Here is a 15,451-nt window from a genome sequence, read left to right as displayed (position 1 = left end):
CCAGCGTTGGATGGCGGATGCCTGTGCAACTGATCCGGCGAGGCCGACGTTCCGCCCCGACCAGCGGGATGGCGGCCATCATCGATGCGGCGCTGGTGGATCGCGCCTGACCGTCAGCGGAACCGCTGCGGCGGAGCCTGGATGACCGGGGCGGCCGCATCGAGAATGGCGCGCCGGCCGCCCGACAGCGGCGGGTAGATACGCTGGCAGTTGATCAGCCGCTTGGTCTGCTTCGCCGCCGCCCCCTGCGTCACCACCTGCCGGTCCCACCCCTCGGTGTAGACGGCCCCCCAGGAACCGAGATCGAGGATGGTGGTGTACCAGTCGATCCGCATCGGCAGCAGCGGCTGGCCGAGCAGGTCGGCGACCGCGTTGTAGCCGCCGAAGCGGCCCATCGGCCGACCGTGCTGGCAGGACATCACCGAGGCATGGCTGTCGTCGACCATGGCCCGCGCCGAATCGCCGACGGCGAATTCGGCCTCGAGGCCGAGAATCTTCATGGTCGGATCGACCGGCAGCCGGCCCAGCCGGTCGCGCTCCACAGGGAACAGCGCGGTCAGCGGGCTGGCCCGCATGCCGGCGCACCAGATCACGGTCGCGGCGGGGATCACCTCGCCGGTCGACAGTGTCGCCCCCTCGGCATCCACCGCCGCGACCGACACTCCTGTCCGGGTCTCGACCCCAAGCGCAGCCAGGGCGGTCTCGATCACCGGCCGGGCGCTGTCGCCCATATCGGAGCCCACCTGCGGCGCGTGGTCGGCCAGGATCACCCGGCCGGGGAGCGCGCGCAGCCGGTCCACCATCTCGGTCGCGACCTCAATGCCGGTCAGGCCGGCGCCGACGACGAGGACGGTGTCGCGACCCGCCGCCGCCGGTCGGTCCGCGAGCCCGGCGAGATGGTCGACGAGGCGGCTGGCGCCGGCGAAGGTGTCGACATCGAAGCCGTTCTCCGCGAGCCCCGGAATCGCCGGCCGGACGAGGCGGCTGCCGAGCGCAAAGACCAGACGATCATAGGGCAGCGTCGCCCCCTCCCCCGAGATCATGCATCGGACATTGCGCTGCCCGAGATCGATGCCGGTCACCTCGCCCTCGACCCGGCGGACGCCGATCGGGTCGAGCACCGAGGCCAGGGGCACGCGGATCGCATCGAGATCGGCCTCGTAATTGCGGACGCGGATGCAGTGCCAGGCGTCGCGGTTGACCAGCGTCACCTCGACCCGGTCGGGCCCGATGCTCAGGGCATCGAGCGCCCGCGCCGCACCGACCGCGGCCCACAGCCCGGCGAACCCCGCGCCCAGGATCAAGATGCGCTGCATCCCCCTGCCCCGCCCGCTGTTCCAGCCCTGCAGGCTATGGCCAGCTCAGGCCGGCGGCAACACACCACTTCGGCGGGTCTCGCCCCGAGAAATCAATCCCAGCTCAGCGCGCCGCCGTTCTGGTACTCGATCACCCGGGTCTCGAAGAAGTTCTTCTCCTTCTTCAGGTCCATCGCCTCGGACATCCAGGGGAACGGGTTCTCGGCCTCGGCGAAGACCGGGGCCAGGCCGAGCTGGGCGCAGCGGCGGTTGGCGATGAAGTGCATGTACTGCTCGCACAGCGCCGCGTTCAGGCCGAGGAAGCCGCGCGGCATGGTGTCCCGGCCATAGGCGACCTCGAGCTCACAGGCCTCGGCCAGCATCCGCCGCAGCTCCTGCTGGAACTCGCCGGTCCAGAGATGCGGGTTCTCGATCTTGATCTGGTTGATGACGTCGATGCCGAAGTTCAGATGGATCGACTCGTCGCGCAGGATGTACTGGTACTGCTCGGCGATGCCGACCATCTTGTTGCGCCGGCCGAGCGACAGGATCTGGGCGAAGCCGGTGTAGAACCACATGCCCTCGAACACGACGTAGAAGGCCACCAGGTCGCGCAGGAAGGCCTGGTCCGCCGCCGGCGTGCCGGTGCGGAAGGACGGGTCGGACAGGTTGCGGGTGTAGTCCAGCGCCCAGGCCGCCTTGTCGGTGATCGACGGCACCTCGCGGTACATGTTGAACAGCTCGCCCTCGTCCAGGCCCAGGCTGTCGACCACGTACTGGAAGGTGTGGGTGTGCACCGCCTCCTCGAAGGCCTGGCGCAGCAGATATTGGCGGCATTCGGGGTTGGTCAGGTGACGGTAGATCGCCAGCACGATGTTGTTGGCGACCAGCGATTCCGAGGCGGCGAAGAAGCCGAGATTGCGCTTCACCGCCCGGCGCTCGTCCTCGGTCAGCCCGTCGCGCGACTTCCATAGCGCGATGTCGGCCTGCATCGAGACCTCGGTCGGCATCCAGTGGTTGTTGCAGCCGGCCAGGTACTTCTCCCACGCCCAGCGGTACTTCATCGGCAGCAGCTGGTTCACGTCGGCGCGGCAGTTGATCATCGCCTTGTCGTCGATGCTGACCCGGCCCCCGGCGCGGTCGATGGCGCCGAGGCCGGTGGCGTCGGCGGCGGGCGCATCGGCCCGCGGCGACCGGACCGGCGCGGCGGCGGGGGTGGTGTCGGACCAGTCGAGCATGGTCATGGGCGTGGTTTTCCTGGGCACACGGCGATGATGGGATGCCGGCATCGTGGTCTCGGCCAGCGACGCAGGGTTGGAAAACCTACAAGATGTTGCCGCTTGCAGCAAGGCCACACGCTAAGGGTAGCGTCCGCGGGAGTTCGGCCCGGCAGAACCGCCGGAACCGAAGTGGCGGAAGGTTACGCCGCCGAACCGGGATTCGCCGCCGCGAAGTCTTGCGCCGACTCGCCGCCGGCGTCCTCGCTGTCCCCGAGTGCCGTCCGCGGATTGGCAAGCAATATGAAGTCATTTTGACTGACTCACACCATCGAATCAAAGCCAAATAGAATGAATTTGAGAAGAATTGCATATTAAACTGTGCAAACGATGTATGCATACGAACGAAACATAAGGATATAACCAGAAGTAAGAAAATTTTTTGATTGCGATGCGCGCGACATTGCCGAAGGATGGCGACTATAGGTGCGTAGACAGTCGAGATGCTGAATCGCGTTCCACCTCCGGATATGGGGTGGACATCGGTGAAACCGTCGTCGGCATTGGTGTCCGTCAAGAGATGGCCGTGACGGTTGGACCGGAAAATCAAGCGGGAGGGGTTTCGGCCCGGCATCCCGGCAAGGCTGCGCATCGCAAACAGGGGGACATCGACCGCCATGAGCATTCGATCCACGTCGGGACAGTCGCGGCGTCGCGTTTTGGCGCCCACACACACCCCCGAGTGGCGATGTACCTCCTCACCACCGCCGTGCCCGGGCCGATGCCGGCACGGTGATGCGCCGGCCGCAGGCTGAGCGCATCCCGGAGCGCCGCAACGGAGCGGATCCGGCACGGCCTCCGACCCAGTTCCGTACGGATGAACTGACGCTTCAGCTGGAGCCGACGCTGCATTCATCAGCGGGAATCGGTCCCGCGACTGAATCAGCGTCGCCGAATCCATTGCCGTGTCAGAAAATAGGGGGAGCAAGACATGTGCATCCTGTGCCAGACAGGCTATAGCAAGGAGCACTCCACGCCGGGAGGCGTGGCGGTTTCAGGATCGTTCACGATCAGTCCGGAAGATCTCCAGAACTGGCAGAACATCGACCAGACGCCGGACAATCCCTATGGCAAAGACACCAATTACGAGACTTATCTCAACTATCTGGGCGCGCTGAGCCGCCCGCTGACGCCCGAGCAGGCGCAGTCGCCGATCGTGGTGAACGTCTCCGAGCTCGCCGACCATCCGGACTACATGGAGGCCGCGATCGGGGCGCTGGAGATGTGGTCGGCGGTGACGCCGCTGCAGTTCGAGATCGTCACCGACAGGCCCTACGACCCGGACACCGACTATCTCGAGGTCGTCAGCCCGGAGCTCGGGGAACCGAGCGACGGCAGCGCCTTTTCCGCCGGCCGCTACGTCAGCGTCGGGCAGCGCTTCCACGACACCGAGCCGAACGCGACCGAGCCGGGCGGCTACATCTTCAACACCTTCATCCATGAATTCGGCCATGAATGGGGCCTGAACCATCCGGGCTTCTACAATTACGGCGGCCCCGGCGGCCCGCAGATCACCTATTACAATGACGCCAAATGGGTCTATGACAGCCAGCGCTATTCGGTGATGTCGTATTTCGACGACATCGACACCGGCGGCACCACGGCCTGGACCAACACCACGCCCGGGATCGCCGATATCGAGGCCGTCATCCGGCGCTTCTTCTCCACCGTCGACGCGAATGGCGAGCGGACCTATCAGGACATCCAGCTCAACACCGGCGACGACGTCTACGGCTTCGGCAGCACCCGGCTGGGCTACACCCTGACGGCGGACGGGCCAACCCACGACATCGGCTTCGTGGTCCACGACACCGGCGGCCACGACACGATCGACTTCTCGGGGTCGACCGCCAGCACGATCCTGGATCTGCGCGAGGGCCGCTTCTCCAGCGTCAACGGCCATAGCTGGAACGTCGCGATCTTCGACGGCCACAACGCCGACGCGACGCAGTACTACATCGAGAAGGGTGTCGGCAGCGACTTCCTCGACATCATCATCGGCAATGACGGCGACAATGAGCTGCTGGGCGGCGGCGGCGACGATAAGATCGACGGCGGCAACGGCGCCGACGAGATCCATGGCGGCGCCGGCGACGACCTGATTGTCGGCGGCCTGGACAGCAAGGACAGCCGCGACCGCAACAACACCCTGCCGCCGGATGACGGGCCGGAAAGCAATGACGGCGCCGACCGGCTGTATGGCGAGGACGGCAACGACACGATCAATGCCGGCCAGGGCAACGACCTGCTCTATGGCGGCGCCGGTGACGATATCCTGCGCGGCATGGCCGGCGTCGACGTCTTCTATGGCGGCGACGGCATCGACACGGTCGATTTCAGCCTGGAGAGCCCGTTCCAGCTGCTGGTCAACCTGGTGACCAATGTCGCCAGCGGCGGCACGGCCTCGGGCGACACCTTCTATAGTATCGAGAACCTGATCGGGTCGGACGACCGCATCGACCGCTTCATCGGCGGCACCGAGGCCAATTACTTCCTCGGCCTCGGCGGCGGCGACGTGCTCAGCGGCGGCGGCGGCGACGACAAGCTCGAGGGCGCCCGCGACGGCGACGTCCTGAACGGCGACGCCGGCAACGACACCCTCATCGGCGGCGCCGGGGCGGATTTCCTGGACGGCGGCGACGGCATCGACACGGCCGACTACACGCTCGATGAGCGCCAGCCGATGTTCGGCCCGCCGCGGACGCCCGCCACCGAAGGCGTGACCGTCGACCTCGCGGCCGGCACCGCCAGCGGCGGCGACGGTGAAGGCGACACCACGACGACGCACCAGTACGACCGGCTGGTGAATATCGAGAACGTCATCGGCTCGAAATTCGCCGACACCCTGATCGGCAATGCGGGCGTGAACGTCCTGTCGGGCGCCGCGGGCGACGACACCCTGGCCGGAGGCGGCGGGGCGGACACGCTCGACGGCGGCGCCGGCCTCGACATGGCCGCCTACTACGGCAGCACCACGGGCGTCACCGTCGCTCTCGGCGACGCCAGCACGCACCAGGAGACCTATGTCTCGATCGAAGGCCTGGCCGGCTCCGGGCACGATGACCGTCTCACCGGCGATGCCGGCGACAACAGGCTCGTGGGCCAGGGCGGCGACGACGTCCTGAAGGGGGGCGCCGGACGCGACACGCTGGACGGCGACTTCATCCCCTTCCCGGTCTCCGGCATCGGCATGGGCGACGGCTATGCCACGCTGGGGCCGGATGCGACGAACAACTCCGTCGCCGCCGCCCATGACCTGACCAACGCCTTCTCGCTCGTCGCCGATTCCGACATCGTGGACGCGACCACCCTGCCGCACACCACGGTCAACGCCACCGGCAACGGCGAGGGGGGCTACTACAAGCTGACGGTGAATGCGGGGTCGATCATCACCGCCGATATCGACCACACCTCGGCCGGGCTGAGCGACAGCTTCCTCTGGCTCGTGCGGGCCGACGGCACCGTGGTCGCCTTCAACGACGATGGCGGAAACGATCCCGGCTCCGCCCGCCGGACGGACTCGCAGTTCACCTTCAAGGTCGCGGAGACCGGCGACTACTACATCGTGGTCGGGCAATACAACAACGACACGGGAGAGCCCGAACAGGCCGTCCCCGACGGCGCGACCTATGAGCTGAACGTCTCCGTGGCCCCGCCCCCGCCGGTGATGCCGAATATCGGCGAGGCCGGGGACGACACGCTCGAAGGCGGCGCCGGCAACGACACCCTCTTCGGCCGCGCCGGGGACGACATTCTCCGCGGCGGCACCGGCGCCGACGCTCTCGACGGCGGCTCCGGCATCGATCGGGCCAGCTATTTCGGCCTGAGCCAGGCGGTCACGGTCGATCTCGCGGCCGGCGTCGGCCATGGCGGCGAGGCGGAAGGCGACACCTATGCCAGCATCGAGAGGGTCAGCGGCGGCAGGGCCGGCGACACGCTCATCGGCAATGCCGGCGACAACGTCTTCTGGGGCTATGAGGGCAATGACACGCTCGACGGCGGCGCCGGAAAGGACACGCTGTCCGGCGGTGCCGGGGCCGATGTGTTCGACTTCTCGGCCATCGGCGACAGCGTCGTCGGCGCCCTCGCCGACGTGATCACCGACTTCAGCCACGCGCAGGGCGACCGCGTCGATCTCTCCGGGATCGATGCCGACACCGGCACGGCGGGGAACCAGGCGTTCAGCTTCATCGGCTCGGCCACGTACAGCCACCACGCCGGCGAGCTGCGCTTCGCCCATCTCTCGTCGGACACGACCACCATCGCCGGCGACGTCAACGGGGACGGCGTGTCGGACTTCCACATCACGCTGAGAGGGTTCGTCACCCTGGTGGGAGCCGACTTCGTGCTCTGATCGGCGGCCCGGAAAGGGAGCAAGGGAGGCGGCGGTTCCATCCGCCGCCTCTTTCCGTTTCGGCCACCCCACGAGACGGCGGCGGCGCTTCCCTTCACCAGCGCCTTCAGGGCGCGGGCGTGCGCGGGTGTATCCTGTTTCATGGCCCCGATCGTACCGGTGGGCCAGCGGACGGGAACAAGCCCCGGTATGCAAGATGCTCAAGAATCTGCTGATTGGCCTCGACACGACCGAAGCGTCGAGCCGCGCCGAGTCCGTCGCCTTGGATCTGGCCAAGCGCCACCGCGTATCGATCTGCGGCGTATCCGTGATCGACGTTCCCTTCCTGACCGCCCCCGAGGCGATCCCGATCGGCGGCACCTACTACAAATTCGCCAAGGACGTCGCCCTGCTGAAGCAAGCACAGGAGCGGAGCCGGGCTGTCCTCAGGCAATTCGAGAAACGCTGCCGGACCTTCGCGGTCCGGTCGACCACGGAGGAATATCGCGGGGAGCCTTACGAGGAGTTGCGCAAGGCCGCTGACATCCACGACCTGATCGTCATCGGCCGGGATGTCACTTTCCATCGGGACGAACACGCCGTGCTGGGCGACCCCGTCGCGCGGCTGGTGAAGAATCTCCCGCGTCCGCTGGTCGTGGTCCCTCCTTCTCCACCTCGCGGTTCGGCCGTTCTGGTGGCCTATGACAGCAGCCTGCCGGCCATGCGCGCGCTGCAGCTCTACGCGCTCCTCGGCCTGTTTCCAGACATCCCGACGGGAGTGATCGCCATCGACCGCGACAAGGCGAAGGCGGAGGCGATCGCCGGGAGAGGCGCCCACTTTCTACGCCTGCACGGCATTCGCGCGGACACTGTCGGCATCCGATCCGACGAGGATCCGGCCCAGGTGCTGCTTTCGGAGCTTCAGAGCTATGAACCCGGCCTGCTGGTCATGGGCGCCTTCGGTCATCGCGGCTGGCGCGAGGCTCTGCTCGGCTCCTGCACGGGCACGCTGTTGCGTCACGGCACGGTGCCGCTCTTCGTCTATCACTGACCGATGCCCTCCCTGGAGCATAGCCACAGCGTCGAATGATCCAGCGCAAGGTCGCCCGCGCTGTCGGCCGGCACCATCTCCTTTGTATGGATGAGGCTTCGATGCCTGCTGACCCGCAGCGAGAGGTGATCGCGTTTCTGTCGCAGCCGGAGGCCTATGGCGTGGCCTCGGTTCAACGGGTGGAAACGCATGCCTCGATCGTCTTCCTCGCCGGCGGGCACGCCTACAAGCTGAAGAAGGCGGTGCGCTTCAGCTATCTCGACTACGCCACGCCGGAGCTGCGGCACGCCGCGTGCGAGAAGGAGCTCGAGCTGAACCGGCGCACCGCGCCGGAGATCTATCTGCGCGTGCTGCCGGTCTGCCGCGCTCCCTCGGGTGGCCTCACCCTCGGCGGCGACGGCGCCATCGTCGACTGGCTCTTGGTGATGCTGCGCTTCGACGCATCGGGGCAATTCGACAGCCTGGCCAGGCGCGGTCAGCTCACCCCCGAGCTGATGCGCCAGCTCGCCGACCGGATCGCCGAGTTCCACCAGTCGCTGCCCGCGGAGCCGCAGCATGGCGGGCACGCGGCGATCGCCGGGATCATCGACGAGAACGGCGGCAACCTGGCACGCTTCGGCGCCGGGCTGTTCGAGGCGGCGGCGATCAGCCGGCTGACGAAGTGGTCGCTGGACGAAGCCTCCCGGCATCGCGGGCTGCTCGACAGCCGCCGGAGGTCGGGGCGCGTGCGTCGCGGCCATGGCGACCTCCATCTCGGCAACGTCGCGCTGTGGCGCGGCGCGCCGATCCTGTTCGACGCCATCGAGTTCTCCGACCGCCTCGCCTGCGTCGACATCCTCTATGACCTGTCCTTCCTGCTGATGGACCTGATCGAGCGGTCGCATCGCGACCTCACCAGCGCCGTGTTCAACCGCTATCTCGACCGGATGCCGGACGAGGCGGAGGGAACCGCCCTGCTGCCGCTGTTCCTGTCGATCCACGCCGCCATCCGCGCGCATGTCCAGGCGACGATGGCAGGCGGGTCGACCGACGATGCCGCAAGGTTGGAAGCGCGTCGCCGTGCCACGGCTTATTTCTCGCTCGCGGGCGATCTGCTGCAGGTCAGCCGGCCGCGGCTTCTGGCGATCGGCGGGGTCAGCGGCACCGGCAAATCGACGCTCGCGGCGCATCTCGCCCCGTATTCCGGCCTGCCGCTGGGGGCCCGCATCCTGCGCTCCGATGTCATCCGCAAGCGTCTGCACGGCACGGCGCCCGAGGCGCGCCTGCCCGACAGCGCCTACGCCCCGGCGCAGACCGCTCGGGTCTATGACGCACTGTGCCGCGAAGCCGACCGGCTGCTGGCCGCGGGCTGTACGGTGATCGCCGACGCCACGTTCCTGGAGGCGGCCGAACGGGACGCGATCCGGGCCGTTGCGGATCGCCGGCGGGTGCCGTTCACCGGGCTCTGGCTGGATGCGCCCGACGCCGTCCTGGCGTCCCGGCTGTCGGCCCGGATCGGCGACGCGTCGGACGCCACCCCGGCGGTGCTCGAACAGCAGCGACGCCGCGCGGCGCCTCCCGCCGACTGGGCCGGCTTCGCCTGCGACTGCCCGGCATCGACCCTGGTCTTCCGGACACTGCGCTACCTGGGCCGGCTCGGCTGGCCGGTCGTCACGCCGGCCGAAATGCCGTCGAGGACATGCCCATGAAGGCGATGGTTCTGATACGGCCGGGGGCGCCGCTCGAAGCTGTGGACCTGCCGCTCCCGGTCCCGGGCCCGACCGAGATCGTGATCCGCGTCTCGGCCTGCGGCGTCTGCCGCACCGATCTGCATGTCGTCGATGGCGAGCTGCCCTCGCCCAAGCCCAGGGTCGTGCCGGGACACGAGATCGTCGGCCGGGTGACGGCCCTTGGCAGCGCCGCCACCCGGTTCAGGATCGGCGACCGGGTCGGCGTGCCCTGGCTCGGCTGGGCTTGCGGCAGCTGCGAATTCTGCCATCGCGGCCAGGAGAACCTCTGCGACAGCGCGCGCTTCACCGGCTATCAGCTCGATGGCGGCTATGCCGAATACGCGCGGGCCGATGAGCGGTTCTGCGTCCCGATCCCGGAGCGCTACGGCGATATCGAGGCCACTCCCCTCCTCTGCGCTGGGCTGATCGGCTACCGAACCCTGCGCCTGGCCGGCGACGCGCCACGACTCGGCCTCTACGGCTTCGGCGCCTCCGCCCACATCGTCATCCAGATCGCCCATCATCGCGGCCAAGAGGTCGCGGTCTTCACCCGGCCCGGCGACAGCGATGCCCAGGCCTTCGCCCGGCGCCTCGGCGCCGCCTGGGTCGGCGGGTCCGACGAGACGCCGCCGGCGCCCCTCGATGCCGCCATCATCTTCGCCCCTGTCGGCGACCTGGTGCCGGCCGCGCTGCGGACGGTCCGGAAAGGCGGAAGCGTGATCTGCGCCGGCATCCACATGTCGGATATCCCGCGCTTCCCCTATGCGCTGCTGTGGCCCGAGCGGAGCATCCGAGCGATCGCCAACCTGACGCGCCAGGATGCCGAAGCCTTCATGGCGGTGGCCGCGAGGGTGCCGATCCGCATCGAGACCCACGCCGTGCCGCTCGACCAGGCGAACGAAGCCTTGGCCCGGCTCCGCGATGGCCGGCTGACCGGGGCGGCCGTGCTGGTTCCGTCCCCGGTCCCGGATGGTGTCGGCTGACGCCCGTCAAGCCGATCCTCCGAGGACCAACCCGCTCCGCTGCACCGGCAGAGCCTATGTCACCCTCCGGGTCGGGAGGTGGCCCAGGCCTGCGACATCTTTCCGGAGTCGACGACCACCAGCATGTTCCCGGCGAGTGGCGTCGGCCTGCGGTCGGGAAGCAGCAGGGCCTCGATGCGGCTGTCGAACCTTGCGACCGCCTCATAGTCGGCGTCGAGCACGCCATGGCGGTCCAGGAAGCGGTTCATCGCCGAGGGAATGCGCACGCAGCCCTTCGAAGCCGCCTGTCCGAGGCGTTGCTCGAGGGTGTCCGGATCTGTCGCGTGCAGGAGCAACCGGATATCGCTCTCCCCGCCGTCCCAACCCCGCTCGGCGCGCTGCCACCCGAAATCCCACACGCGCATGCCCTCGAGCCCGAGGCCACGGATATTGTTGGCATTGAACGTGCCTTCGGCCCGCCAGTCGAGAATGGCATCGGTGTGCGGGAACACGCCGGTCGGCGTCAGGAAATAGCCGTGCCGACCCTCCTGTCCGGTGGAGACCCTGGTACCCCCGAGGCTCCGCCATGCGCCGGACGGGTTTGCCAGCAGGATACGCATCTCCTGCACGGCCGGGTCACGGTCGACGATGATCAGCAGCTGCGGCCGGACGATCGGCCTGCGGCCCGCCGCGACGGCTCTTTCGGCCAGGACCACCCACCGGCGCTCGCTCTCGGCCGTATCCGGGATCAGGTCCGGAACCTCCCGGATCAAATCGGTCCTCAGGCGCTCGAACTCGGCCGCAACCTCGGTCGACATCTCGACCTGGGGCGGCGACCCCTGCCCGCATCCGGACATCACGAGCACCAGGGCGATCATCACGGTCTGCGGGCGCATGAACCATCGCCTCTTCAGGAAATCGGCCGGAACGAATCCTGAAGGAATATTGATCCATTCTTTCCTGAGACCAGGGTCCGTCAGCGTCTCGGTCGCGCAGGTGCTGATGTCGGATTGAGCCCGGCGGGGCCTGCTCTCTCACCGCGGCGCGAGCGGGTCCCGGCGATCGCAAGCCTCGGCCAGCCTTTGCAGACCCTCGCTGATCCTGACGGAGGGCGCCGCAGTCTCGAGTTGCTTGAGAGCGGCAGGCAGAGAGGAGAGCTCGCCGACGGCGTGTCGCCTCGCCTCCTCCAGCGTCGGCAGGCCGGCCAGCCTAAGCCCGCCGCGCATGACCGGCTGCAGCAGAGGCCGACCGTCGGCCTGCTCCGCCTCCAGCGAGACGACATCGCCCGCGAGGACTCCATCGGCGTCGTATCGGCGCCAGACCTGCTTCCGGCCGGGCCAGGTCGCCTTCCCCTCCGAACGCTTCCGGCGCGGCGTCCCGTCGTAGTCCTGCAGCTTATAGGCGCAGTCGAGGGCCGGGGCGTCGGAGGAGGTCGTCAGGCTGGTGCCGATCCCGTAGGCGTCGATCGGCACCGCCCGGGCCGTGAAGGCCTGCAGATCGTCCTCGTCCAGCCCGCCGCTCGCGAAAATGCGAACACCGCCCAGCCCGCCGGCGTCGAGGATCGCCCGCACCTTCAGGGCGTGCTCGGCGAGATCGCCGCTGTCGATCCGCACGCCGCGGACGGTGATGCCGTCCCGCGCCAGCCGGTGCGCCAGCTCGACGACGCGCTGCGCACCGCGCTCGGTGTCATAGGTGTCGATCAGGAGGACCAGGTCGCGCGGCCGCGCCCGGGCGAAGCGCTCGAAGGCCAGGCTCTCGTCGTCATGGGCCTGGATGAAGGAATGCGCCATGGTGCCGAAGGCGGGAATGCCGAAGCGCTGCTCGGCCGCCAGCGTGGCGGTGCCGGCGAAGCCGGCGAGATAGGCAGCCCGGGCTGCGAGCAGCCCGGCCTCGGCGCCATGGGCGCGGCGCAGGCCGAAATCCACCAGCCGCCTGCCGGGCGCGGCCAGCACCATCCGGGCGGCCTTGGACGCGATGACCGTCTGCAACTGCAGCAGATTGACCAGGCGGGTCTCGACCATCTGGGCTTCCGGAAGCGGTGCTGTCACGCGGAGCACCGGCTCGTCGGGGAAGAAGACCGTGCCCTCCGGCATGGCGTCGACATCGCCGGAGAAGCGGAAGCCGGCCAGGTAATTCAGGAAGTCAGCGGAAAACCGATTGGTCTGCGCCAGATACCGCAGATCGTCGTCGCCGAAGCGCAGCCCCTCGAGATGATCGAGGGCCTGCTCGAGCCCGGCCGCCATCAGGAAGCCGCGCCGGGCCGGCAGCTTGCGGACGAAGAACTCGAACACCGCCGGCGCCGTCATGCCGTGCTCGAGATAGGCCGCCATCATCGTGAACTGGTACAGGTCGAGGAGCAGCGGGCTGTTCGGCGCGGGCATGGAGACCTCCGAGGTCAGCCGGTGGCGTGCCGGCCCGATGCACAGGCGGGAGTGTCATGGCATCGCGGACCGAATCCTAGGGCAGGATGCGGATGCGGCGCAGCCCGCCATCCGGCCGCCGGGCGTGGAGCGAGACCTCATGGCCGAGAGAGAGCGGCAGAAGCTGGCATCCCGCCGGGCGGTTCCACCACTTAGGCCAGATTGTAGATCTGGAGCATATCGGAGCTTCTTCAAGCGGTATTCGATCCGTCGAAACCGCGATCGACGACGCCTCAGGCGTCGCGCGCATCGATCGCCCGGGCATCAGCCGAGCGTGGCCAGACGCTCCAGCATGCGCGCGTAGAAGATCGGCGCATTGCATCCGGTCAGCCACAGGCAGTTGGCCGGGCGGCCGGAGATGCCCCACCAATCGACGACGGTCATGCCGAGGGTCAGCGGCGATGCCGTCTCGATCTCGACATTGCAGCGCCGTCCCGTGAACAGGTCCGGCCACAGCAGAGTGCCGACCGCCAGCGCGTCGTGCAGCGGCCGCGTGGCGGTGCCGTATTTCTCGTTCCCGAAGCGCTGGAAGAACCGCATCATCCCGGCGCCGGCGGCCCCGACCCGAGTGCCGAGCGCCTCTAGATCCGCGATCCAGCTGTCCGGCGTCGGCGCCGCATAGGTGCAGTCGATCGGTACGGCGACGAGGTCGATGCCGGCGCCGAGCACGATGGCGGCGGCGTCCGGATCGACCAGGATATTGAACTCCGCCGCCGGGGACATGTTGCCGCCCTGGAAGAAGCCACCGCCCATCAGCGCGATGCGGCGGATCTTCCGGATGACGGCCGGGCAGCGGCGCAGCGCCATGGCGATGTTGGTCAGAGGCCCGATCGGCACCAGGGTGGTGGCGCCGTCGGGCCGGGCCAGCAGCGTCTCGATGATCCAGTCGACCGCGTGGCCGGGCTCCGGCGGCCGCGCCGGGGCCGGGAAGTCCCAGCCGTCGATGCCGGTTTTGCCGTGCACCTCCTCGGCGAAGCGGGCGGGGCGCAGCAGCGGCCGCTCGCAGCCGGCCCGGACCGGGATCTCGGGCCGCCCGGCCAATTCCACGACCCGCCGGGCATTCGCGGCGGTGACGGCGACGGGAACGTTGCCGGCGACCGTGGTGAGACCGAGCACCTCGAGCTCCCGCGACGCCAGCGCCAGCAGAATGGCGAAGGCGTCGTCCTGCCCCGGATCGGTGTCGATGATGATGGTTTCGCGCAAACCCGCCTCCTTGCTTGTTAGAAAAATGTATACAGAAACGAGTTTCTGTATACAAATATCCGAAACAGGGGAGCTTGCGCATGGGTCGGGGAGAATTCTCGAATATCCCGGTGCTCGACGTGTCGCCGCTGCGCGGCGGCAAGTCGGAAGACCGCGCCGGTACGGTGGCCGAGCTGCGCCGGACGCTGGAGACCATCGGCTTCGTCTATCTGGCCGATCACGGCGTGCCGGCGGAGTTGGGCGAGCGGCTGCACCGGCTGTCGGTGCGGTTCCACGACCTGCCGGCCGAGGCCAAGCTGCGCATTCGCATGAACGACGCACATCGCGGCTACATGCCGTTCAGCACCTCGACCATCGTCACCTCCTCCGTCGCCACGGTTACCAAGCCGAACCAGAGCGAATCCCTGATGGTGATGCATGACCTGGCGGAGGACGACCCGGCGCTGGGCGAGCCGCTGCAGGGCCCGAACCAGTGGCCGGCGGAGATCCCGGAGCTGCGGCAGGCGGCGCTCGACTACATGCGGGCGATGTCCACCCTGGGCCGGGACATGGCGGTGGCGATCGCCGAGGCGCTGGACCTGCCGCCGACCTACTTCCTGCCGCATTTCGACCGGCCGACGCTGTTCCTCCGGCTTCTCCACTACCCGGAGCAGCGCCGCGAGGAGGGTCTGTTCGGATCGGCCCCGCACACCGACTACGGCTTCATCACCTTGCTGGCTCAGGATTCCGTCGGCGGGCTCGAGGTGCGCAACCGCGCCGGCGAGTGGATCCCGGCGCCGCCGATCCCGAACACCTTCGTGATGAATGTCGGCGACATCCTGGCGCGCTGGTCGAATGACCGCTTCGCCTCGACCCCGCACCGGGTGCTCAACCTCAGCGGCCGCGAGCGCTATTCCCAGCCCTTCTTCTACGACCCGTCGATGGACACGGTGGTCGACTGCCCCGCCGCCCTCCTGACGCCGGGCGAGGTTCCGCGCCACCCGCCGGTTCGCTACGGCGACTACCTGCTCGACCGGTTGAACAAGAACTACGAGTACCGCAAGAAAGCATCCTGAACGCAATGAAGGGACCCGGCAGAGGTCCCCGGGGAGGCGCCGCCCAGGTCGGCGGTCCACAGCGAGGCCACGAACAGCGGAGACCAGAGAGATGCAGCCCACCCGTCGGCAGGTTGTCATGGCATGCGCAGCCCTCATGGGCCCGG

The 15,451-nt window shown here is 68.3% G+C and carries 11 protein-coding genes; 6 read left to right on the top strand and 5 right to left on the bottom strand.

Going from position 1 to position 15,451, the window contains the following annotated elements:
• Positions 1–113 precede the first annotated feature (113 nt).
• A complete protein-coding gene (locus tag KXR53_RS14745; protein WP_437375936.1) occupies positions 114–1,316 on the bottom strand; it encodes an NAD(P)/FAD-dependent oxidoreductase in 1,203 nt (400 codons plus the stop codon).
• A gap of 92 nt (positions 1,317–1,408) precedes the next feature.
• Positions 1,409–2,539 carry a ribonucleotide-diphosphate reductase subunit beta gene (locus KXR53_RS14740; RefSeq protein ID WP_437375935.1) on the bottom strand — a complete coding sequence of 377 codons (1,131 nt, stop codon included), beginning with the start codon at positions 2,537–2,539 and terminating at the stop codon, positions 1,409–1,411.
• A gap of 508 nt (positions 2,540–3,047) precedes the next feature.
• Between KXR53_RS14740 and KXR53_RS14735 the strand changes: the two genes are divergently transcribed.
• From KXR53_RS14735 to KXR53_RS14715, 5 genes are all read left to right on the top strand, one after another.
• Positions 3,048–3,308 (top strand): hypothetical protein, encoded by a 261-nt coding sequence (locus KXR53_RS14735; RefSeq protein WP_437375934.1) that lies wholly within the window; start codon positions 3,048–3,050, stop codon positions 3,306–3,308.
• A gap of 195 nt (positions 3,309–3,503) precedes the next feature.
• Positions 3,504–6,926, top strand: a complete 3,423-nt coding sequence (locus KXR53_RS14730; RefSeq protein WP_437375933.1) for a M10 family metallopeptidase C-terminal domain-containing protein — start codon at positions 3,504–3,506, stop codon at positions 6,924–6,926.
• A 196-nt stretch (positions 6,927–7,122) separates the two neighbouring features.
• Entirely contained in the window at positions 7,123–7,956 is an 834-nt protein-coding gene (locus KXR53_RS14725; protein ID WP_437375932.1) for a universal stress protein, read from the top strand.
• Between the two features lie 101 nt (positions 7,957–8,057).
• Positions 8,058–9,644, top strand: coding sequence for an AAA family ATPase (locus KXR53_RS14720; protein WP_437375931.1), 1,587 nt, complete (start codon positions 8,058–8,060; stop codon positions 9,642–9,644).
• On the top strand, positions 9,641–10,648 hold the full coding sequence (locus tag KXR53_RS14715) for a zinc-dependent alcohol dehydrogenase family protein (protein WP_437375930.1): 1,008 nt from the start codon (positions 9,641–9,643) through the stop codon (positions 10,646–10,648). The genes KXR53_RS14720 and KXR53_RS14715 overlap by 4 nt, the downstream gene beginning before the upstream one ends.
• 59 nt (positions 10,649–10,707) lie before the next feature.
• Here KXR53_RS14715 and KXR53_RS14710 read toward each other — a convergent pair whose 3' ends face one another.
• From KXR53_RS14710 to KXR53_RS14700, 3 genes are all read right to left on the bottom strand, one after another.
• On the bottom strand, positions 10,708–11,523 hold the full coding sequence (locus KXR53_RS14710) for a hypothetical protein (protein WP_437375929.1): 816 nt from the start codon (positions 11,521–11,523) through the stop codon (positions 10,708–10,710).
• Between the two features lie 138 nt (positions 11,524–11,661).
• On the bottom strand, positions 11,662–13,008 hold the full coding sequence (locus KXR53_RS14705; protein WP_437375928.1) for a nicotinate phosphoribosyltransferase: 1,347 nt from the start codon (positions 13,006–13,008) through the stop codon (positions 11,662–11,664).
• 303 nt (positions 13,009–13,311) lie between these two features.
• Positions 13,312–14,250 (bottom strand): nucleoside hydrolase, encoded by a 939-nt coding sequence (locus KXR53_RS14700; RefSeq protein ID WP_437375927.1) that lies wholly within the window; start codon positions 14,248–14,250, stop codon positions 13,312–13,314.
• An 80-nt stretch (positions 14,251–14,330) separates the two neighbouring features.
• Here KXR53_RS14700 and KXR53_RS14695 point away from each other — a divergent pair, with 80 nt between their 5' ends.
• On the top strand, positions 14,331–15,305 hold the full coding sequence (locus KXR53_RS14695) for an isopenicillin N synthase family dioxygenase (RefSeq protein ID WP_437375926.1): 975 nt from the start codon (positions 14,331–14,333) through the stop codon (positions 15,303–15,305).
• Positions 15,306–15,451 lie beyond the last annotated feature (146 nt).

The sequence above is a fragment of the Inquilinus limosus genome, assembly GCF_051487185.1.
GTDB lineage: Bacteria > Pseudomonadota > Alphaproteobacteria > DSM-16000 > Inquilinaceae > Inquilinus > Inquilinus limosus_F.
This window is presented reverse-complemented; position numbering and strand designations above follow the sequence as displayed.